Raw genomic sequence first — 22,721 nt, 5'->3', positions numbered from 1 at the left:
TCGGGGTTTCGGGGTTTCGGGGTTTCGGGGTTTCGGTGATGAATTGACTCATCCCACTCAAAATAAGTGCTGAGAAACCAGCAGTGACCATGCAAGTTGGATGATCCTGCCCTGAACCCCGAAACCCTGAACCCCGAAACCCTGGTGGTATGATATTTCCATCCGACTCCCTTAGAACTGAAATTTCACAGCGGCCTGAATCGTTCGCGCCGGGAGTGATGTGTTGACCGAAGAGCCAAATCCGGGGGCATTCAACACACGCACTGGAATCCCGAAGTGGGTGCGGTTCAACAGGTTAAAGGCTTCCAGGCGAAGCTCCAGCGCTTGCTCATTGCGAAAACTGATCTTTTTGGTCAGGGCCATGTCAACCGAGGCAATCCCTGCGGCACGAAAAGTGTTCCGACCAACCTGACCATTCGCCGGATGGTCGCTGTCAATCGGCGGTAAAAATTGAAAAACATCAATATTCGGTAAAACCTGAAGGCGGGTCCGGCCATGGTTTGAAATCAGCAATCCAGTCGTGGTGTTGATTCGATCCGTCAGGTTTCCATCAAAGTTGGTGTCAAAACCAGAAGTCACCGTAAATGGTTGGCCGGTTTGCAACGTCACGATTCCTGAAAACTGAAAGTCACCCAACTTCAATTTCTTCAATGATATTGGAACACTCCAGGCTGACGTCAGCCGATGGCGGACATCAAAAGCGGCGTTTCCACGCTCGGTTTTCAGCGATGATTGGCGCCCGGTTTCATCTTGAGCCAGTGCCGAGGCGCCCGACGTGTCAAAGATATCTGAAACATCGTCAATGGCGTGCGACCAGGTGTAACTCACCTGCACCGCCAACCCGGTGGTAAACCGGCGCACCAGCGAAGCCTGCAACCCGTTGTAGGTGGAATGCGCCGAACTTTCAAACACGGTCACGGCCCCCAGGTCAGGGTTAGGCCGGTTTTGCAGCCGAATCACGGCTGGAACACCGCCCGCCAGCACCCGAATGGCCAGTGGCGTCAACTGGCCGCCATTGGGTGTTCGCACTCGCAGGAGGTTTCTTCCAGTTGTTCCGACATAGGCCAGACTGGCGGTAAAACCATTCGGCAGAGTTCGTTCAAGTGAGAGCGAATACTGATGCACGGTAGGCGAGGTCAGATTCTGATCCGGCAAGGTAATTGCCGCCCCAAATCCTGATCCAACAAAAAAACCACCAATCGTGAGCAACCTGCCAATGCCGGAAACATAGTCTTCAGGGGCAAATGAAATCGTGTTGAGGGTGCCAGGGACAATCAGCGACTGGTCAAGTTGCTCTCCAAATCTGAGAAAGGCCGGATTGGCACTTAACGCATTGGGAAACAAGACCGAAGAACCAAAATTCACTGGAATGAAACCCGGCAATGCGTTGCGCGATTGACTGACCACGGTGCCCAAAATCGGGTCATAAAACAACCCGTACCCACCCCGAAGCGACATCCTTCCTGTTTTTGAAAGATCCCAGGCAAACCCGGCCCGAACGGCCACATTGTCACCATCACCCCGAATGATTTTGCGTCTTCCGCCCAGAAAACTCCGCTGGGCATCGAGGGCTCCCAGAAAAATCTGAGCAAACGCCGATTCAGGGTCAAAGGGTGGAAGTTCAGAGTTTTGAATCGTGAGTGAGCGTTCAAGTCGCCCGGTGGCATCAGTCGGAACGGTGTTGCGTTCATAACGAAGCCCCAACTCCAGGGTAAAATTGGGGGAAATCCGCAGTTGAGCTGAAGTAAACAGGTTGATTTCGGTAAAGCGAAGTGCCAGCGACGAATCAGGTGTCACCGCCAGGGCTTGAAAAATATCTGACGGCAACCCAAAGGCCGCAAAATCGGCGCCAGAACCTGGTTGCAAGCCATCGCGCCTGACCAGAAATCCTGGCGTAAAGGCGACCTGGGCCCGGTAGTTTCGATCCAGGGCACTGTTGATTTGAACCCGGCGCACATCGGCGCCAGCCTTGAGCGTGACCCGGCTGAATTCCCTCACCAGCGTGTCAGCGACTTGAAACGTATTATTCACCCGGCGTTGGGGAAACGTTCCGGGGTCAACGCCAAGCGGACTGTATGGCGACAAAAGAAGCCGCCCAATCGGGCCGGTTCGTCCGTCTGGCGTTCCGTCTCCGGTTCGGTCGCGGCTGGTCAGGCGAGATTGAAAAACAAACGGGCTGTCAGCAACCTGGGCAAAACGCAAAGCCGTTCGACCAAACGAAAACCGGAACTGATTGGCCAGCCGGGAAGACAGTTCAGTACTGGCGACCAGTGCCAGATTGTGGGTCCGGGTCAGCGCCGTCACACTCGAATTGATCGCATCGTCCACGACTGGAATCCGGGTATCATCGTCAGTTATGTGGTAGCGAAGGCTGACCGTGGTTGGTCTTCCCCAAATGGCTGTTTGTCCGTCCAGACCAAGATTGAAGACCACTCCATTTCCATCCGCGCTCAAAATTTTTGTCAGGGTGTTGCCGCCATAGGGTCCACCGGGATTGTTTGGCAACGGGTAAAACGTTGAATCTAAAACATCAATTCCAAGTCGGCTCCGTCGTCTGGCTGATTGCAGCGCGGTGTTGCGTTCAAGTTGTGTCGGTACAGCAAAATGGCTTTCCTGGTCACGAACACTCAACTGGTGTTCAAACGCGGTCAAAATGTGCCACCGATTGGCCACAATCGGAAACCCAAGGCTGGCGCCGATTTGATTTTGGATGGCTGAGTTTTTGGCAGGATTGCCGGGACCACTCAGGTCAAAAAAATCACGCGCTTTCAGGGCTGAACCAGTGAGAAAATCGTGAAATTCACCGTGAACGGCGCTTGAACCAGACCGTGACAGCACATTGATTTGACCGCCCGTGTTGCGCCCGGCTTCCGCATCCGCCAGGAGCGTCGTGATTTGAAATTCGGTAATGCCTTCGACTGGAATCGGAATCGCCGGGGTAAATCCCTGACGGCGGACACCAACTTCCTGATCATTGTTGTCCGAACCGTTGACCGTGAACGTGTTGCTCCGGGCGCGTTGCCCATTGACTGAAAACTGGCCCGCCGTTCCGACGCCGGGGCCAATCCCTGGACCATTGGCGCCGGTTGTTGCCGGCGGCGGGACAATTCCAGGAAACAGCAGCGCAAGCCGATCAAAATTCCTGATCCCTGCCAGTGGCAGCGCATTCAAAAAACCGGCTGGAAGGCTTCCGCGCAAAGCCGCGTCAGTCACATTGACCTGAGCCAGCCGGGATTTATCCTGGTCAGGCGATACGGCAGGCGGCGAAAGATTGAGTGGAATCAATTGGATGGGTGGGGGTTTGATGATTTTCTGGCGGTTGACTTCGACCAAAAACTGGGCAATAACGGTTGGGCGAAACCCGTCTTTCTCGGCCACAATCTGATAGGCCCCCGCTGGCAGAAACTCGATGCGATAGGTTCCCAATCGGTCAGTTCGCTTGCCGTAGTCAAACCCGTTCTCAAGATTGATAAACCTGACCAAAACTCCAGCCAGCGGAGTTTGCTGCTGGTCAATGACCTGCCCGGCAATGGTTCCAGTCACGGTTTGGGCAACCGCCTTTCCAGCAAACCATGTGCTGCCACACCATACAAACCAAACTGCCAGAACCAGTATTGTTTTCTTCATTCTTCATTCCCTAAATTTCGCCTAATGGTTGATTGCGCCCAAATCAAAGGACATAAAAGACATAAAGGACATAAAGGAGAAGGTGGAAGTCAGTTTGATTCTTGTAAAGGCTCGATTTTGGGCGAAATTCAGGTTTGATCCTTAGCTCTTGGAAAGTATTGATTTCTAACCACTAACCACTAACCACTAACCACTAAGTACTTTGTCATAAGTTTCCTGAGATATTGAATTTGGTAAATGTTTGATTCTTTTCGTGTATTTCGTGTGTTTCGTGGTTCAAAATGTCTTGGAATTTTCGGTAAGGTACTTAACCATATTCTTCATTCAAGGAATGGCAATGCCTTTCACGACTCGGACGGCACTACTTTCGCCCGTCGTGCGATATTCTGCCAGATAGAGATTGCCAGCCGCATCCAGAGCCAGTCCGGAAATAAGGCTAAACGAAGCAGTTACGGCTGATTTACCGTCGCCGCCTAATCCTGATTGATCAACCAAACCGCCACCGGCCACGGTTGAAATCACTCCGGTTTGGGCTTCGATTTTGCGAACAACCCGATTTGAAGAATCAACAAAAAAGAGATTCCCGGCACCATCAATGACCAGCGGGCCGGGTTGGTTGATCAATGCTTCTGAGGCTGGTCCGTTATCCCCACCATAGCCAAACTGATTGCCGCCAACCACGGTGGTTACCATTCCGGTTCGGGCATCAAGGCGGCGGATGCGGTTATTTGGCGGATCAGAAATGAAAAGATTCCCTTCCTGATCAGTGGCTAACGATCCAGGTGAGAACCGTTTCCCTTTGACCAGTTCGCTTCCGACCTGTCTGGCTGAAACCAGTGTGGAAATGAGACCGGTCCGAAGATCAACCCGACGAATCTGGCTGTTATTCGGGTCAGTGATCAGGAGTTGATTGTTGCGCAGGTCAGGCAACACCGCCCAGGGTTCCAGGCTGGCGGCAGTGGCTGGTCCGCCATCCCCAGCGGAACCAGACGTGCCATTTCCGGCAATCGTTGTAATCACGCCAGTTTGCGCATTTACCTTCCTGACTCGAAGTGACTGATTATCAACAATATACAGATTGTTTTTTTCGTCAATTCCGAGCTGGCTCACGGTATCAAAGGAAGCTTTCGTTGCTGGTCCGCCATCACCTTTTGATTCAATTTTGCCATTTCCAGCAAAGAGAGCGACTCGACCGGTGAGCGCATCCACCCGAAATACCTGACGGGTTACCAAATCAGAGACCAGAATATCTCCCGCTGAAGTAACAACCACATCGGTTGGAATTTGGAGAAAATAGCTGGTGGCCAGATCACCTTCACGACGTTCAATGGCAATGCCATTTCCAGCCACAGTGGTAATGATGTCGGTTTGGGCATCCACCCGCCGCAGGCGGTGATTGAAACTGTCGCAAATGAACAGATTTCCCGCCCCGTCAATCGCAATCCCATGCGGATATCCCAGCCGTGCCTGGGTTGCCAGTCCATTGTCACCACCAAACTCAAATCCGCCAAACCCTGCCGGCCCGCTTCCAACCAGAGTCGAAATAATCCCGGTTATTTGATTCACCTTGCGGATGCGTTGATTTCCCGAATCAGTGATGAGCAAATTTTCATCAGCATCAATCACGACATCGAGTGGATAAGACAACCGGGCAGCAGTCGCCGGACCACCATCCCCGCTCAATCCTTCAGCTCCAGACCCGGCAACGGTGGTAATGATGCCGGTTTGGGCGTCCACCCGGCGAATTCGGTGATTTTGGCGATCAGCAATAAAGAGGTTCCCACGACCATCCACCGCGACATTTGATGGTCGAAAGAGTCCAGCGCGTGTTGCCGGGCCGCCATCCCCGCTGTATTCACGTTTTCCAGTACCAGCCACCGTGGTGATGATGCCGGTTTGGGCATCCACCCGGCGAATCCGACTGCTGCGATCAACAATAAACAGATTCCCAACCCGATCAATCGCAAAGCTATCCGGGTTGATTCCAGCTTCAATGGCCGGTCCGCCATCGCCACGAAAGTTCGGGGAACCAGTTCCAGCAATTGTGGTTAAGACTCCGGTTCGAAGATCAATCCGCCGAATTCGGTAATTGTCATTGATGAGCAGATTTCCCGCCTGATCAATCACGACTTTGTCGGCGGCCAAATCAGCCGTGACGGCCAGGGTGCCATCTGGACTAAACCCTCCGCGCCCTGTCCCAGCAATGGTTGTGATGATGCCGGTTTGAGCATCCACCCGGCGAATCCGATTTGAAGTATCCGCTACATACATATTGCCGGAACTATCAATCGCGGTTGAAGTTGGGTAATTTACGGTGGCGGCGGTTGCCAATCTCCCATCGCCAACTCCCTGCATGCCTCCAACGACTGTGGTGATTTCACCTACCGCCAGTTCAGAAAGTGGTTTTGGAATGACCGCCAGGCTGCGTTGAACCAGGCCACCTCGGGTCTGAATGGTAAGTGTCCGGTTGCCATACCCGCGCTGTCGTGGGACTCGAAACCGACATTGGGTCGCGCTCTCAATCTGTAAATCTTCCACCGGAGCATCCCCAAGGCTGACAATTGATTCCGGGGCGAAGTTCTTGCCGGTGACAATGACTTCTTCGCCACCTTCGGCCCGAACTGTTTCACGATTGACATCGGTGATTTCAGGACCACCAACCGTTACAATTTTCAAAGCCTGTCTGTCTTCAGCCGCTCCCGGATCCAGGACAAACGTATCCGTGCCGCGAATCGTAACGCTAAACGGTTGATTAAAAGTCACTTCCGGCTGGGCAAGATCAATTTTCCTCGAATATTGTCCAAGGGGTTGGGTTACAAGGAAGGCGCCGGTTTCATCAACCACATTCAAATTGTCTACGCTGTCAAAACTGAGTGAACCCGGCTTTGAAAACTCAATTGGCTCGCCAGATTGCGGTGTTGTTTCAAATGCCCGCGCAGCAGATTGAGTACCGACGGTTGACACTCGGCAAGTCAAGCTACCGCTTTCGGTTTGGGTTAACTCAAGCAATCGCACGCGGTTATTGTCCTGATCGGCAACGGCCAGGACTCGTCCAGTTGAGTTTAACGCCAGCCCAGCCGGGCGTGAAAACCGGGCTTCGATACCAGTTCCATCAAGCACGCCTGATTGCCCAGGTCTTCCAGCCAGTAGCCAGACGCGTTTTGCGCCCAGGTCCACAAAGTAAATCGCATGGTTATCGGTATCCGCCAGAAAGAGGTTGCCGCCGCTTTCAACCGCGATGCCGCGTGGGCTACGAAAAACCATCTGGTTCAAGGCAGCACTTCCCTGGCTGTCAAAGACTGGTGTTCCGGGATCACCTGTTCCGAGCACAGTTTCAACCTGATTAGTAAATCCGATTTTTCGAACACAGTGGTTTAAGGTATCCGCGACATACACCCCACCTTGAACCCGCCCATCAATGCCAATTGCGGTTGGTCCGGCAAAAAGTGCGTGCGTGGTACTTCCGTCTTGCAAGCCACGGGCGCCGCGTTGACCGGCAAAAACTTTCAGCGACGCGTTCAAGGCATCAGTCGCTCGCAAAATAGTGTTTTGGGCTGGGTTGGTCAGATAGAGTCGTCCATTTTGATCAACTTTGGTTTCACCGGGGACTTTTTCAGCCGGTCCGTTTTTGACTCGCGTGACGACGACAAATACCGAATCCGTAGTGTTGCCATTTGAAGCCGTAACAGTGGCAAATCCCTGACGGACACCTCGAACCCGTCCGGTTTGTGGGTCAACTTCGGCAATGTCAGGGCTGCCAGAACTCCACATCACACCGCTGGCTGGCTTCTCCTGGGCATCCAGTGCCATCAGGGTAATCTGGTTGCCTTCGTTGGTGACTGGATTGCGTTGCTTGATCTTGAGGGACGAACGCTCGGGTTCCGGGTTCCGGGTTCCGGGTTCCGGGTTCCAGAAATCCAAGGGAGATAAGCGAGAAGAGGCAACTCCCGTGAGAGGCCCACACCACAGCCCGGCCATCACGAAAACCACACTCAGAATAAAGAGCTTGAAAACTCGCAGTCGCATACTTCACACCAAATTGAATGAAGAATTGAGAATGAAGAATTGAGAATGAAGAATTTTTTTAGTTCCTGGTTCCTGGTTCTTGGAAAATACTGACTCCTAAGCACCAAACACCAGGTAGTTTCTTCATTCTTCATTCTTCATTCTTCATTCTTGATTCTGCCTGTTTACCGTCGTCCGTATCCCCACACCGAAGTTCCAACAAACCCGGCATCGGTAATCTCAAAAGAAACACCGATAAAATCCTGCCCAGCCGTTAACTGGCTGACGGATTGCGGCAACGGCGGGAAGAATAAAAACACACCGTCTGGAATCATCAGACTCTGGTTAAAAACCGTGACCGTGCTGGTTGCGGCGTTGACATCCTGAACCAACCCAAACAGGCGGTGATCCAGATCCTGTGGAAGTACTCCATTTTCGACCGTAATCGGCGCGACTGTGGTTGGAACATCATTGAAATTAAAGTCTACTTCCATCCGACGTCCAGCCTGCAGGTTTAAGAGTGGTGCGTTGGTAGCATTAAATTTGGTGACATCAAACGTAAAGCCGCCATCAAATCGGGCAATGTCGTCATTCAATTCCCGAATGGTCCCAATCAGATAGCCTTCGCCATCATCTGGATCTTTCGGTTTGTCGCGCAACACCAGACTGTTTGCCACCAGCGTTCCAGAGATGACTTCGCCACCGATAAAAACATCATGGCCGGGTTTGAAGCTCGACAGTTTCAGTTTTTTCGGATTGATGACATTTTGAATGTCGGCTTGAGGACTGACTTTGATAGTTTGATTCAAAATGGTGAGGGTCTGATTTTTGGCATCAACTTTTTGCACAATTCCTCGAATCACCATCGTGGTATCGGTTTCGATCAAACAATATTCGGCGTCCAGGTAAGCATTCCCCTGAGGCGAGGTCACAAACTTTCCATTGAGCCAGACGTGAGTGCCGACGGTCAGTTCAGCTCGTGACGTAGCCCGAAATGCCGAATGATACAACGAAGCCGAGGCGATGCTGGCGGTGACGCCGCCTTCGCACTCAAGCGTGTTGCCACTGATCGCTGTGATTTTACTGCGAAAGATCGAATTGAGTCCATCTTCGCTCTTTTTGGTAAAGGCTGGAAATTCGTTGAACTGAGCCGCAAGCACCTGCCCCCCGTGACCCGGAAGACCTGAGCTTTCAGCCAGTTTCGATGAAAAACCGGTGCTCAATCGAAAGTGATCACCATTGATTGTGGCCACAGTCCCAGGCAATTGTGTCAGTGACATTTCTTGCCGTTGCGGCCCTTGTGCCTGAATGGAAATACCGGAGATTAAAAGCATCCAGAGCGCCAGGCTCCAGGTCACAATGCGTTTTTTGCCCTTCACGGTGAAGGTCGTTTTGGTTGTCATAAAAATCCTCCAAAATCGCTGTTTAACTGGGGATGACATCTGAATGTGTCCCCCATTTCGAAACGCGCAGCCAAAAACGCAAAATTGTCAGGCGAGACGAAGAATTTTTTGGAGGAGGCAGAATCTCTATTGTGGAAAAGCCGGGGTCGCCCGGTCATTGGAGTTTCGACGGGTTGCGGAAACGACCCACCGTTGTGCCAGGGCCGTTTGGCGCACCAATCAAATTCCATTGTCCAGTGGGGAGAAACCGACCCTGGATGCGGTTGTTCAGTGTGTCTCCGACCACCAGCAGGAGGTTTCCAGCAAACGAACCACTCTGAAAGAACTTGACCGTGACGCCTTCGGGACGGTTGACCTGACCCAGTTGTGAACCAGTTAACGCCATGGTGCTGCTGTTGTTTGGGTTCGCGTTTATCCAACGTAACACCCGTGAGTTCCCGGTGTCAGCGACATAGAGCGTGCCGGTTGGTTCAAGCGCCAGCCCCTGGGGATTCATCACCTGATTGAGACCCGTCCCCTTGGTGGCGATGACCGTGCCGGTTGTCGCGATGAGGACAGTATTCGCGTTTGAAATGCGCAAAATACGACTGTTGGATTCATCAGCGATAAACAAACGGAAGGCTGAATCAATCGCCAGTCCGCGAGGGCTTCCAACCTGACCACTGGCAATGCCATTTGAGGCAATCACCACGCCAGTGCCTGGAATACCGCCGTTGAAGCGCAGCACCCGACCGTTTCCAGTGTCTGAAACATAGAGATTGCCTGCCACGTCCAGCGCCAGTCCTTGTGGCGCGCGAACTTGATTTGGAGCTGAACCGAGCGTGGCAAAGTTGACCCAGGTCGTGCCGGCATCGGTTGACCATTGAATCCGGTTGTTTCCGGTATCGGCCACATAAATCCGGCCTGTGCTATCAAAAGCGACGGCTTCGGGGGTCCGGAACTGGCCGTTTCCAGACCCGACTGTTCCAACGCCGATAACCGTCCAGGTCGTGCCGTCAAAACGCTGAACACGATTGTTGGTCGTGTCGGCCACCATGAGCAGGCTGGAAACCGTGCAATCCAGAATGGAAATCGTCATGGTGTCGGTGCCGGCGCCACACACTCCGGCGGGATCATCCGTCGTGAGCGTCAGGGTGACTGATCCAGCGGCGATTTCTCCGGCTGATGGGGTGTACATTGCATTCAAGGTGCCAGGACCTGGATTGAAGACACCAGCACCACCGCTCCAGGTGCCATTGCTGGCACTGCCGCCAATCACACCGGCCAGGGTTACCGCCGGGCTGCTGACACACACAACCTGGTCTGGTCCGGCATTGGCCGTGGCGCGTGGTTCAACGGTTTGCACGATGCTGGTTGGTGAACCGGGACATCCATTTAAAGTCGCACTGACCAGATAGGTGACTGTTCCACTGCCGTTGAGTGTCTGGGCAATTGTGTTGCCTGACCCCGCTGCCTGTCCGGTCACCGTGCCGGTTACGGGTCCAATCGTCCAGCTTAAGGTAGCTCCACCGGGGGTACTGTTGAGCGGAATATTGGTTGATGTTCCTCCGCAAATCGTGGGCGGCGTAACCGGGTTGACGGTTGGTGTCGGGGTGACCGTCACTGTGGCGCTTCCGGTCCCCAAAATGGCACATCCAGTTGAATCACTTCCGGATAGCGAATAGATCGTGGTACTGGTTGGGCTGACCGGGAATGTGAACACCGGTCCGTTCCCGGTCTGGGTGCCGCCGCCATTGTTCAGGGTTACGGTATAGGGGCCGACCCCGCCTGTGACCGTGACCGTGACCGTGGAGGTGTCGCCGGGACAGATGGTCGCGCCGCCGCTGACAGTTGCGGGTCGGGCACAAATGAGAAACACATTGACGACTGATTCATACAGAGAGTGCGAACCTGAGGAGGCGACTGTGCCGGCGCCACGCGCCCTCAGCGTAAGAAGCTGCTCAAAAGGAATTGTCAATCCCGTGAGTTGCCAGCCTCCGGCAATGCGGGTCCCGTTTCCAAGTGGGGTAAAGTTGATCCCATCGGTGGATTGTTCAAAGAGAACCCGTTGGACTTCGGGGCTGCTGCCGCTCCGTTGCCAGGTCAGTGTAGTGCCAAAAGGATTTGGCCACAGCGATTCTATGGCAGCATCTGGATTGGTCACCCGACCAATCAGGTTGCGAGGTTGTCCTCCGAGTAAGAAGAAGGTTCCGCCCACAATCACTTTTCCGTCCGTCTGGATCGCAAGGGAGTTGACTATGCCAAATGCACCAGGATTAAACATCGGATCTATAGTTCCATCGGTTTCCAGTCGGCCTATACCAAATCGAGGTTGCCCTCCGAGTGTGGAGAAGGTATTCCCTCCAGCCAGAATTTTTCCATCCGTCTGAATTGCCAATGAGACAATCGGGCCATCGGCACCAGGATTAAACGTCATATCAACTGTTCCATCCAGGTTCAACCGACCAATCCGGTTGCGCGGCTGTCCACTCAACGTCGTAAACGCCCCGCCAACCACGATCTTTCCGTCTGGCTGGACCAGCACCGTTCTCACCGTACTATCAGCACTCGCAGTGAACGACATATCCAGGGTTCCATCCAGGTTCAACCGACCAATCCGGCTGCACGGCTGCCCACCCAGCATGGAAAAATCTCCTCCAACGAGGATTTTCCCATCCGCCTGAAGGCCCAACGTCCAGATAAGGTCATTGGCGCTGGAGTTAAACGACGTATCGCGTGTCCCATCAGAATTTAACCGGACTATCCGCTGAGCTGGTTGCCCAGCTACGAAGGTGAAATCTCCCCCAATCACAATTTTCTCGTCTGGTTGAAGGACGATGGCGAAAATGCTCAGCGATTGAGGGCTTGTAAATGTCTGATCCAGCGTTCCATCAGGGTTCAACCGTCCGAGACCAGGACAAACCACACCGTTGATAAATACAAAGGCTCCACCAACCAGGATTTTCCCATCCAGTTGCACTGCCAGTGCAAGAACTGGTCCAGACACAACAGGACGAAACATCATATCCAGCGTCCCATCAGGATTGAGTCGGCCAATATTTGCCTGAGGTTGTCCTCCCAAGCTGCCGAAGCCCCCGCCAACCAGGATTTTCCCATCTGGCTGGACGGCCATTGTCTGAACCGTCCCATCTGCTCCAGGATTGAAGTCATCAGCCACGGATTGGGCCAGTGTCGGAGATGAGAACAGGCAGACTCCAACCACGACCAGGAAGAAATTCAAAAGAACGGTTCGAACATACACAAAGAGATGCGGCAACACCGGAGGATTGTTTCTGTGTGACATAGAGAGGCCCTACCTGTGGAATATCAGTGATGTGGATGGACAATTGAGTTTTTAGGGGAGACACGACATGGGATCAGGGGAGGCTGAACAACACATTCAGCTTCGTGAGGATAGTGAAGCCGAATGACTGGCAAGCTGGCTACGTTTTTTCCATGAAGCGTTGGTTTCGTCGCCAGAAGGTGGGTTTCGTCGGTGAATGACAAAAGAAGGGCGCTTATATCCCACGATCTTCGGCCCTCAACTATGGGCAAAACCGCTCACGAAGCGCGGTGCTGTAACTTCGACTGGAAACAACCGGTTCGTTGAGTCCCCGCAGGGTGAACCGATAGGTATTTTCCGGAGAGGGTTCAATCTGTTCGACATATTCCAGGTTCAGAATTGCCGCCCGATGGACCCGCAAAAACTGAGGCTGGGGCAAAATCGCTTCCCAGTCACGAAGCGATTTTTTGAGCAGACACGTTGTCTGATCTGACAAATACAATTCTGAATAATCTCCCGCCGCCCGAATTAAGAGCACCGATTTGACCTTTACAAACCCGGCATTCGGAGGCCGCCGGACAAAGATATACTCTTCATAGGTCAAAGGTTTGGTAGTGGAAAGAGCCAGTGGAGACGATTTTTCGGGTTCTCCTGTGACAACAGGTTCTGACAGAGATTGCAACCGGGCAACCGTTTTGGCCAGCCGTTTGGGGTTGACCGGCTTGAGCAGATAATCACAGGCATCCACTTCAAACGCCCGGACGGCATATTCGTCAAAGGCCGTGACAAACACCACCTGAATCGCTGGATCAATAGAGTTTAAAACGGTAAACCCTGACCCTCCAGGCATTTGAATATCCAGAAACACAACATCTGGTTCCAGGCGACCAATCACTTCAATCGCTGTTTCCAGGGTGTCGGCTTCGCCAATGATTGAAATCTGCGGGTGAGCTTTGAGCAACACCCGCAAATCACGGCGCGCCAGGCGTTCATCATCTACAATCACAGCTCGAATCTCAGTCATACGGTTCGGGGTTCGGGGTTCAGGGTTCAGGGTTCGGGGTTCGGGGTTCAGGGTTCAGGGTTCTCAGGGTTCGGGGTTCAGGGTTCAGGGTCTTCGAATCAATTCCTTTTCTATTCTCTTTCCGTGAGCTTCGCACCACGGCTATTGAACGACGACCTTGCGGGTCTGAAAACCCTATCTGGCATCGGTACTTTACAATTTCAAAATTGCTTTTTTCCTTTGAAAACCCTGAACCCTGGTTTTCTTCATTCTTCATTCTTCATTCTTCATTCTAAAAGGTAATCACAATTTCAACGTGGACCCAGCCGTCTTTTTCTGAAATCAGAAATTCGTGCTGGCCTGGAAACCTGCGGCTCAGTCGCTGACGAACGTTTTGCAACCCGACGCCGAGTCCTTCGCGAAGTGACCGACCATCCAGATTGGCCTCTGGTTCAATCCATTTCCCGGTGTTGGAAACTCGAAACCGAAGCCCTTTCGCCTCCGCTCTGGCCGTGACCTGAACTCGTAATGGAAGCTGACTGGTTTTGGCCCCGTACTTCAACGCATTTTCCACCAGCGGCTGAAACAAAAAGGGTGGAATCAAGCCATCCACCATCCCTGGTTCGAGATCAGTTTCAAGCTGCAGTTTGTGTTCAAACCGGATTTTTTCAACTGCCAGATAGTTCTGAATCGCTTCAAGTTCTTCAGAGAGAGGAATATCACTTGAACCACGCTGCATCAACAGGTAGCGCGTGAAATCAGAAAGCTGGGTTACCATCTCTCGCGCTGCCTCTGGATTTTCATCAATCAATGAGCGAATGGACAAGAATGAGTTGAAGAGGAAATGCGGATTGAGTTGATAGCGCAGTACTTGCTGACGGAGTTCGTCAGTCAACCGTGCAATTTTCAACTGGCTTTCAACCCGCGCAATGACTTCGGCAGGGTGAAACGGCTTGGTCACATAATCTACCCCACCGACTTCAAACGCCCGGAGTTTATCATCCTCGGCATCCTGGGCACTGATAAAAATGACCGGCACATCACGGGTGGTCGGGTCAGTTTTGAGTTCGCGACACACCGTCAACCCATCCATCCCCGGCATTTTCACATCGAGCAAGATCAGGTCTGGAAGTTCAGCCCGCACGGCGCCAATGGCCATCACACCGCTGGTGGCAAACCGCACCTCATAGGACGCCCCGGCCAGCATTTGCGCCAGTACGTCCAGATTCGCCGGGTTGTCATCCACCGCCAAAATGCTGGCTTTGTATCTCAAATGTGGAAGCGCAACGTTGGACATAAAACCAGAAAACCGAAATTGGCGAGGTTGAACGGTGTGGTGAATCATATCATTTTAGGGGTCAGAGGTCAGGGTTCGGGGGTCGGGGGTCCGATCAGGAAAAGGACATAAAGGACATAAAGGACCAAAACTCGAAACCCTGACCCCTGACCCCTGACCCCTGATTACTTAATTGACACCGCGCCTGATCGGGCTTCACCAGAATTTCCAGCCGCGTCTTTCGCCACAACTTTCACCACGCCAGTTTTGGTTTTTGGAATGCTGGAAGGAATGCTCCAGACAAATGATTGAGCACTTCCGGGCAATCCGGACACCACTGAAGTCGAGAAATCAGAACCATTTGCGGCAAAAGACAGGTCGTGCGACACCACACCCACGTTGTCGGTTGAGGTCCACGAAATGGTCACATTCGGGTTCTTCTTGCGCTTGATTTTGGTGTTGGATGGGGTCACCCCAGACACAACCGGGGCGATGGTGTCGCTTGCGGCCTTGGTAATGGTGAAAATACCGGAACGTCCTTGACCAGTATTTCCAGCCGCATCCGTGGCTTCAATCAGCATTTGACCATTGGCCACGACATCGTCTTTTACAATCTGGAGAACAAAACTCGTGGCGGTTCCAGGTAACCCGGAAGCCACGGTTTGAGTAAAGGTGGCACCGTTGCGTGAGCCAGAGAACTTCACCGTGTGGGATACGACACCAACATTGTCGGTTGACGTCCAGGCCACATTTACCTGCGCACCGGCGATGGAACTGAATGTCGCACCAGCAACCGGCGATTGCACGGTTACGGTTGGATTTTCACGGTCGTTGCTCGGGGCCACGATTCGGAAATCCGTTGGTGTTACGGACTGCGCTGTCAATCCGGCAGCATTGGCGGCTGTCAGCCGAATCCGTCCGGTATCGGTTCTGAGCGAATCTGGAATCTGGTAGTCAAAACTCTGGGCCAGACCTGACAGACCAGTGATGATCGTGGTGGTAAAATCCCGACCACTGGTGGTTGAAAGCGCCAGATCGTGCGACACCACACCGGCCTGGTCATTTGAATTCCAGGTAAGGTTCAAGGTACGGCCCGCAGTAAAGGTTTCACCGCCTCTGGGGAAGGTCAGTTGGGCCGTTGGAGCCTCAACCGTGACCTGGAACAATGGAATGAAGGCTACAAAGCCATTTCGATTTGGGGTTGAGGATTGGCGACCACCTTCACCTTCACCGTCGCCGTCGCCATCGCCGTCGCCATCACCATCGTCATCATCATCGTCGTCATCATCGTCGTCATCGTCATCGTCATTGTCATCCGCATCATCATCACCGTCGCCATCAAAATCGGTGCTGTCTTCTTCGGTATCTCCGTCAAAATCATAGTCTTCGGTGTCAATTTCCAGGATTGGGGAAATTTCAAGTGTTCCACTAAAATCTCCTGAAACCATCAACTGCCCGGAAACCTGATTGACCATCAGGTTGATCGGTTCGACGTTGACCTGGGTGTTTGGATTTTTAAACAGCAAATTCAAACTCAGGTTATTCGCCCCCTGAAGCAATCTGGCATATTGGAAAGCTCCAGCCGCGTTATACACCGCCAGAAACATACTGACATTGCTTGAACTGAGTGTCTGGGCGTTTTGACCAATGCCGCCAAAGATTGCTTCGCCTCTCAGATACCCAACCACATACACCGTACCGCTGGCATCCACCTCAACCCGGTTGCCACTGGTATAGAGGTTTTTCCCAAATTCCTGGGCAAACAACAGGGTGCCGCTGGCACTGTATTTGGCTAAAAACCCGGAAATACTGACTGCATTAGTCGTCAGCGTAACGTCACCAAACACCGCCTGTGAGATAAAAGCCCCGGTGACATAAAAATCACCGGCACTGGTAGCCGCAATGTCAAACCCGACAATTCTGCCCCCGCCGATCTGTCGTGCAAACAGACACTGGCCATTCGGAGTGTATTTCGCGACGTAGGTATCTGCATCATGGTCACTCAACGCGAAGGTGGTTGGTGATGAGGGCGTTGGAAACGTGATCGGCTGTCCTAAAAAAGCTCCGACCAGATACAGATTTCCCACTCCATCAAGTGCCAGATCAAATATGCTTTCTGAACCAGTCGAAACTGGCGCCGTTACCCAGACCGGATCGCCAGTCGCGGGATTGAGCCGGGCCACAATTGAATCCTGCACTCCGGAAATCTGAGCCGGTTTTCCAAGAAAGGAATTTCCAGTCAGATGGCCGGTCACATAGGGCGTTCCCTGACGGTCAACCACAAGCTTGAGGATGCTGTTGATGTTGTTATTTAACGAATCGGTTGACTGAGGACTGCCGCTGTTCCCTCCTTTTGCCCATACCAACGTGCCGTCAGTGTTGTATTTCGCCACAAACGGTTCGGTGTTGAGCCCCGAGCCAGAAGCCGCCAACGTCACTGCCGTGCTGCCGCTTTCCGTCTTGAATACCAGCGACGAAACAAACCCACCTCCGACATAACAGTTCCCCTGACCATCAGTCGCGATTGTCAATCCGCCATCCAGGGATAATTCTGAAGAAATTTCACTCGTTCCATTGGCCACGCGGGCCCACAGACACTTTCGGGCCGGGCTGTATTTGGCGATAAAGAAATCATAGCCCTTCGTCGAAGTCAGCTTTGTGGGCGGCGTGGTGGCAAAAAAGATATGTTCTGAAAAACCCCCAGTGACATACAAATTGCCGGCTTCATCCACGGCAGCTCCACCAATTTGAGTGGTCCCGCGTCCACCGATTTCCAGCGAAGCGACAAAATCCGGTGTCCCGCTTCCAGTTTGTTTCACGGGCGCCGATATCGGTTTTGAAATGGTACGAGCAGTATCAGGCACGCCGACCACGCCGCGAACTCCGACCAGCGCTGCCAGCACACACATGCCAGCCCCCCACTTCCCATACAGTAGCACGCCAGCCTTGGGGCCCATTCCAGGCAAAGAAACCAACGAAATTGCCAGTATCAGTCCGCCAGCCAGAAGACCCAGCGAAAAAACCATGGAACCAACGGCCTGCGATGCCCCGCCCTTGTGGTTCTCAACCAGATGGGCTGCGTTGGAAAGTTGACTTGAGCCAGAAGTCGAAAAATAGGCCGCTTCCCGTTTGATCTGACCTGCCATCTCCACAACAGGGTAAGGTGTGGGGTCAGCATCAGGTTTGTCAGTGACTGTTATTGTGTTGGCCTGAACATTCTTTGATGACAATGACACATCAACCATCAGCCCTCCGAAGAGCACCGTGATAACAAACATCATGAAAAGGAATCGTTTGGACATACTCTTTCTCCTGGAACATAAGGATTTGGGGTTGAAGAAGTCGGGCTGAAGAAAACAGGGCTGAAAAAACCAGGGCTACGGGCTTGGGGCTGAAGACTTCGGGCTCAAGACAAAATTCCCGTTTTCTTCAGCCCATTTTCTTCAGCCCGCATTCTTTGGCCCAGCCTCGAAACGCACCGAAAACCACGGCCAGTGCCAGCCATACACAGGTTTTGGGAAAAACATCCGGGTAGCGGACATACACACTCAACTGGGTTGAAAGCGGAACGACCCCAACCAGAACATCTTCCTGCCACCACGGAAGCGCCTGATACGTGCGCCCATACGGATCAATCAGGCAGGTAATCCCGGTATTGGCACATCGGGCAATCGCCCGCCGGGTTTCAATCGCCCGCAACTCGGTAAAAGCAGCTATCTGATACTCGCCGTGGGTTTTGGCAAACCAGCCGTCGTTGGAAAGCAGAACCAGCAGATTGGCGCCGTTGCGCACAAAATCGGCCATCACCTGAGGGTAGAAATGTTCATAGCAAACTGGTGCTCCGACCGTAACTGTTTGCTGGGTGGTGGTTTGGAAGGAAAAGGTGCCTGTCGTGCGACCTGGAATCAGCCGATTTGCCATTGTGGGATGAGACGTGAAACGCTCTAGCGAGGGAACCCATTGCACCAGCGGAACCCGCTCAAAAAACGGCATCAATTTCTGTTTGTGATATGGCGTTGAAATCGTGGTTCCGGTGACCTGCCCGCTGACATTCCGCTCGGGCGACACCATCACCGAGCTATTCCAAACCAGACGTTTTTCTGATTTCGAAGCTGATGACGAATACTCCTGAGAAGGCACATCAAGCGTCCCGGTCACCAGCGACACGTTCCAGCGTCGGACCTGTCGCGCGAGAAATTCACGGTCCGATTGATTGTGGAGCAGCACGGACGGCACGGCGACTTCAGGCCAGACAATCAAATCCGGTTTGGAATCCTTGAGCGCGTGGTTGGTGACAACCACGGTCTGACCAATGACCTGCGTGGCGAGTTCCGGCGTCAGGCGAACCCACGGGTTGACATTGGGCTGGACCAGCATGACTGAAAGCTGACCGCGATTTGAAAAGCGTTCAGGCTGTGAAAAAACCCAGGCTGAATACAAAAGCGGAACTATCAGCAATGTGGCGCCGGTCAGAGCCAGCCGCCGGACGAGATATTGCCGCGCCATCGTTTCACCTGCAGATTGCTGTCGGGCCTGGAATTCCTCGATGGCGACGGTCATGGCGACATTCATCAAAACCAGCCAGAAGGTCAGCCCCCAAACTCCTGTCACATCAATAAATTGAATCAGCCACGTCAACTTGTGCTGGGTGACCCCAAACCCCAACCCCCCGAAGGTTCCGTCCAGACTGTGATGAATCCAGTCTGAGGCCGTCCACACCACGGGCAATGTCCAGAGCGCAACCCGACGATTCAGCCGCTTTTGAATCACCCCAAAAACGGCAAACGGTGCGGCCAAAATGAACGCGGCCACCAGCACAAAACCGCCAATCAGCCACGGACTGGCCCACATACACCAGGTCATTGTATGCAGACAGCCAACAAACATCGTGACCCAGGCCAGACCAAACATTTTGCGAAACGAAGTCACCGACCGGAGCGCCAACAGCATCGGCACCAGACAGACCCAGGCCAGTAATTCGAGCCGAACCCACGGATATGACGGATAGGACAGACTGAACAAGAGCCCGCTCAGCAAATAAGGTCGCAACTGGTACAGGTGTGTGATGAACCGTGATTTCGACATGTGTTCACCCCTTCCTCATCATCTCAAATCCCCCTGCTATAGCTTTTCGGATATTGTTTAGAGTCCCGCCTTTAGGCGGAATGATTTGGAAAATATTGAAAATGTGTGCTTTAGAAAAAAGACCGCCTAAAGGCGGGACTCTGAACCTTTTTCTGAAATGCTATGCCATCGAAAATGTGATTCATTGACGGCTTGTCGAAAATCTTTATTCTGTGGATGGCACATTTCGTCGCCCACCTGCGGTTTTCATCGGTCAACATCATGAAATTCCTGTCGCTGTTTCGTCTCATCCTCAGTGGATTGGTTGGACTCTGGTTCGTCTGGGCTTCACCTCAAACACTGCTGGCACGCACCGAGCCAGTTTCAGTCAGGCTCATCAATGCCAAAGCCGATCTGAATGAATTCAAATGGAAATTTCAGCCTGGAGATAACTCGACCTGGGCAGACAGCCGTTTTGACGACTCAGCCTGGAAGGAAATTTCAACCACTGAAAGTTGGGTCAAACAGGGATATGCGGGATATAGCGGATATGGCTGGTATCGGTTGAAAGTACAACTGTTGACGGATCAGGTACCCACAGCGCCTCAACACTCATTTGCAATCACACTGACACCGCCCCGAACCAGTGAAGGTGAGGTGTTTATCCAGGGGCACACGGTCGGAAATTGGGGGAAATCGCCACCGCCACTTTTTTCACTTGACCGGTTGGAAGGCCCCCAGGTGTTTTCAGTTCCGCCGGAACTCATCCCGGCAGATGGGGTACTGGTCATTGCCGTTCGCTTTTTTTGGAGTCCTCAGGCTGCCCAATATTTTCCGCGACAGGGTGGGTTTCAAGGCGGTCGGTTTCAACTGGGTGAAACAACCTTGCTGGCCGAACTGGCTATTGCTCACAAACGAAACCGTTTGATCAATCATTTGCCCCAACTCATCTTTGCCGCGATTTTTGTTGTGGCCGGGCTCTATCACCTGTTGCTTTTTTGGCGACGACGGCAACTCCGCGAGTATCTCTGGTTTGGGTTGATTCTGCTGGCTTCGGCAATCAATAACCTGGCGCTAACGCCCTGGGCAGAGTTTCTTCTGCCTCCATTTGTCGGCAACATTCTCACCAACTGCACGCTGTATCTGGTCTTTATGTGTATGGTGCCATTTACCCTGTCTTTTTTGGGACTCGGATTAAACCGGCTGGCATACATCGTCGAAGCTGCCTTGGGATTGTGTTTTGCCCTTACCCTTCTCTTTCCAGCTTCAATTGTTACCAACCCGCGAGCTGCGACAGTTGACTTCTGCCTCCTCATGTCGGTTATGGTCGGGTGCCTTGGACTTGTCATCCGCGAAAGCTGGCGTGGGAATCGTGAGGCTCAAACAATTTTATTTGGCGGCAGCATTGCAACTCTGGTCGAAGTTTATCTCTTACTGGCACCGATTGGGATCTTGCCATTTTTCATTCTGCAATATGTGGGCCTGGCCGTTTTTATGTTTTCAATGGCTGCGGCGCTCGCCAACCGCTTCAATCGGGTGTATTCCGAACTCGATGTCCTGAACCAGGAACTGGAACAAAAGGTTGAAACCCGAACGCATGAACTGGCTGTCGCCAATGGCCAGCTTGAAACTGCCGTCGAACAATTGCGTGAGTCTGAAGCTTCAGCCTTGAAAGCCAAAGCCGAGGCAGAGCGCGCCAACCGGGCAAAAGACATTTTCCTGGCGAATATGAGCCACGAACTCCGTACCCCGCTCAATTCCGTTCTGGGGTTTGCCCAGGTGATGAACCGCAAAGCCAACCGCCCAGCCGAAGATCGTGAACACCTCAGCTACATCACCCATAGCGGTGAGCATTTGTTGGGGTTGATCAATGATGTGCTCTCGATTGCCAAAATTGAAAGCGGTCGGTTAACGCTAACCGAACAGCCGTTTGACCTCCGCGAACTGGTCAGCAGTTTGCAGGATGTTTTTCGCCTTCAAGTCAGTGATAAAGGATTGAAATTACAGGTTGAAATCTCATCAAACATTCCGACATTGGTGCGCGGAGATGCCGGCAAACTGCGGCAGGTTTTGATGAACCTGATCGCCAACGCCGTCAAATTTACCCGCCAGGGTTCAGTGACAGTGCGCATTGACGCCCAGGACACGGGATTTCGATTTGAGGTGGCGGATACGGGGATTGGGATGGCTCCCGAGGAGGTTGAAAAACTCTTCCAGCCGTTTTCACAAGTGGGGGAACTGGCTGGAAAAGAACAGGGCACCGGACTCGGCTTGGCTATCAGCCGCAACCTGGTTCAGTTGATGGGCGGTGAAATCCAGGTTGAAAGTCAGCCGGGCGCTGGCAGTATATTTTCATTCTGGCTTCCACTTGCCGCCGAAACCTCAGCCAGTAATTCAGTCCAACAACGAGTGACAGGACTGGCGCCCAATCAACCCCACTGGCGGATTCTGGTGGTGGATGATCGCCTGGAAAACCGGCGCGTGATGGAGGCGTTTTTGAAAACGGTCGGATTTGATGTTCAGACGGCTGGCAGTGGGGAGCAGGCACTTGAAACGTGTGCTGTCAATCGTCCGGATATGATGTTTCTGGACCTGCGAATGCCTGGGATGGATGGATTTGAAGTGGTGCGGCGCTTACGGGCCACTGAAACCGAACACCATTCAACACGGCTTCCAATCATTGCCCTGACCGCTAGCGCGTTTGAAGAAGACCGCCTGGCCGTTCTGGCTTCTGGATTTGACGACTATCTGGCCAAGCCATTTACTGAAAAGATGCTGTTTGAAATGATTGGCCACCATCTGAAAGTTCAATTCCAGGAAGAAGTGACACCGATCACCCCATCAAGCTTCGATCAATCTTCAAACCTCACTCAGCAAAATGGGTTAGACGAGGAATGGAAAGCGGCATTTCACCGCAGTTTAACCACTGGTCGAACGGCGAAAGCCCTGGAGTTGATCGAACAACTCCCACCACATCACCAGTCTCTGGCAGAAACGCTCCGCCGACTGGTCAAACAGTATCGGTTTGATGAACTTTTTGCCTTGCTGGAAAAAGAGCCAGGATAGGGCTCAGGGTTTTCA

General features: G+C 52.8%; 9 protein-coding genes. 1 reads left to right on the top strand and 8 read right to left on the bottom strand.

The window, feature by feature from the left end:
- Positions 1-171: 171 nt before the first annotated feature.
- The 8 genes from HY774_01215 to lnt all read right to left on the bottom strand — a co-directional run bounded on the left by HY774_01215 (position 172) and on the right by lnt (position 19,661).
- A complete protein-coding gene (locus tag HY774_01215) occupies positions 172-3,627 on the bottom strand; it encodes a carboxypeptidase regulatory-like domain-containing protein (GenBank protein ID MBI4747082.1) in 3,456 nt (1,151 codons plus the stop codon).
- 324 nt (positions 3,628-3,951) lie between these two features.
- Positions 3,952-7,653 (bottom strand): Ig-like domain-containing protein, encoded by a 3,702-nt coding sequence (locus HY774_01210; protein MBI4747081.1) that lies wholly within the window; start codon positions 7,651-7,653, stop codon positions 3,952-3,954.
- A 164-nt stretch (positions 7,654-7,817) separates the two neighbouring features.
- A complete protein-coding gene (locus HY774_01205; GenBank protein MBI4747080.1) occupies positions 7,818-9,035 on the bottom strand; it encodes a hypothetical protein in 1,218 nt (405 codons plus the stop codon).
- Positions 9,036-9,189: 154 nt separating this feature from the next.
- Positions 9,190-12,318 (bottom strand): hypothetical protein, encoded by a 3,129-nt coding sequence (locus tag HY774_01200; protein ID MBI4747079.1) that lies wholly within the window; start codon positions 12,316-12,318, stop codon positions 9,190-9,192.
- Positions 12,319-12,559: 241 nt separating this feature from the next.
- Positions 12,560-13,321, bottom strand: coding sequence for a response regulator transcription factor (locus tag HY774_01195; GenBank protein ID MBI4747078.1), 762 nt, complete (start codon positions 13,319-13,321; stop codon positions 12,560-12,562).
- A 271-nt stretch (positions 13,322-13,592) separates the two neighbouring features.
- Positions 13,593-14,597 carry a response regulator gene (locus HY774_01190; GenBank protein ID MBI4747077.1) on the bottom strand — a complete coding sequence of 335 codons (1,005 nt, stop codon included), beginning with the start codon at positions 14,595-14,597 and terminating at the stop codon, positions 13,593-13,595.
- A 164-nt stretch (positions 14,598-14,761) separates the two neighbouring features.
- Positions 14,762-17,878: a hypothetical protein gene (locus HY774_01185; protein ID MBI4747076.1), complete on the bottom strand. Its 3,117-nt coding sequence runs from the start codon at positions 17,876-17,878 to the stop codon at positions 14,762-14,764.
- Positions 17,879-18,005: 127 nt separating this feature from the next.
- Positions 18,006-19,661: an apolipoprotein N-acyltransferase gene (gene lnt / locus HY774_01180; protein ID MBI4747075.1), complete on the bottom strand. Its 1,656-nt coding sequence runs from the start codon at positions 19,659-19,661 to the stop codon at positions 18,006-18,008.
- 216 nt (positions 19,662-19,877) lie between these two features.
- Here lnt and HY774_01175 point away from each other — a divergent pair, with 216 nt between their 5' ends.
- Complete coding sequence (locus HY774_01175) at positions 19,878-22,706, top strand: response regulator (GenBank protein ID MBI4747074.1); 2,829 nt, start codon at positions 19,878-19,880, stop codon at positions 22,704-22,706.
- The last annotated feature ends 15 nt before the right edge of the window (positions 22,707-22,721 follow it).

Source organism: Acidobacteriota bacterium (genome assembly GCA_016208495.1).
Taxonomy (GTDB): Bacteria; Acidobacteriota; Blastocatellia; order Chloracidobacteriales; family Chloracidobacteriaceae; genus JACQXX01.
The sequence above is the reverse complement of the archived record's forward strand: the minus strand, read 5'-3'. Positions and strand labels throughout refer to the sequence as shown.

Coding starts and splice junctions, on each gene's coding strand:
- HY774_01215 (MBI4747082.1), bottom strand. CDS start 3,627: ATGAAGAAAACAATACTGGTTCTGGCAGTTTGGTTTGTATGGTGTGGC.
- HY774_01210 (MBI4747081.1), bottom strand. CDS start 7,653: ATGCGACTGCGAGTTTTCAAGCTCTTTATTCTGAGTGTGGTTTTCGTG.
- HY774_01205 (MBI4747080.1), bottom strand. CDS start 9,035: ATGACAACCAAAACGACCTTCACCGTGAAGGGCAAAAAACGCATTGTG.
- HY774_01200 (MBI4747079.1), bottom strand. CDS start 12,318: ATGTCACACAGAAACAATCCTCCGGTGTTGCCGCATCTCTTTGTGTAT.
- HY774_01195 (MBI4747078.1), bottom strand. CDS start 13,321: ATGACTGAGATTCGAGCTGTGATTGTAGATGATGAACGCCTGGCGCGC.
- HY774_01190 (MBI4747077.1), bottom strand. CDS start 14,597: ATGTCCAACGTTGCGCTTCCACATTTGAGATACAAAGCCAGCATTTTG.
- HY774_01185 (MBI4747076.1), bottom strand. CDS start 17,878: ATGTCCAAACGATTCCTTTTCATGATGTTTGTTATCACGGTGCTCTTC.
- lnt (MBI4747075.1), bottom strand. CDS start 19,661: ATGTCGAAATCACGGTTCATCACACACCTGTACCAGTTGCGACCTTAT.
- HY774_01175 (MBI4747074.1), top strand. CDS start 19,878: ATGGCACATTTCGTCGCCCACCTGCGGTTTTCATCGGTCAACATCATG.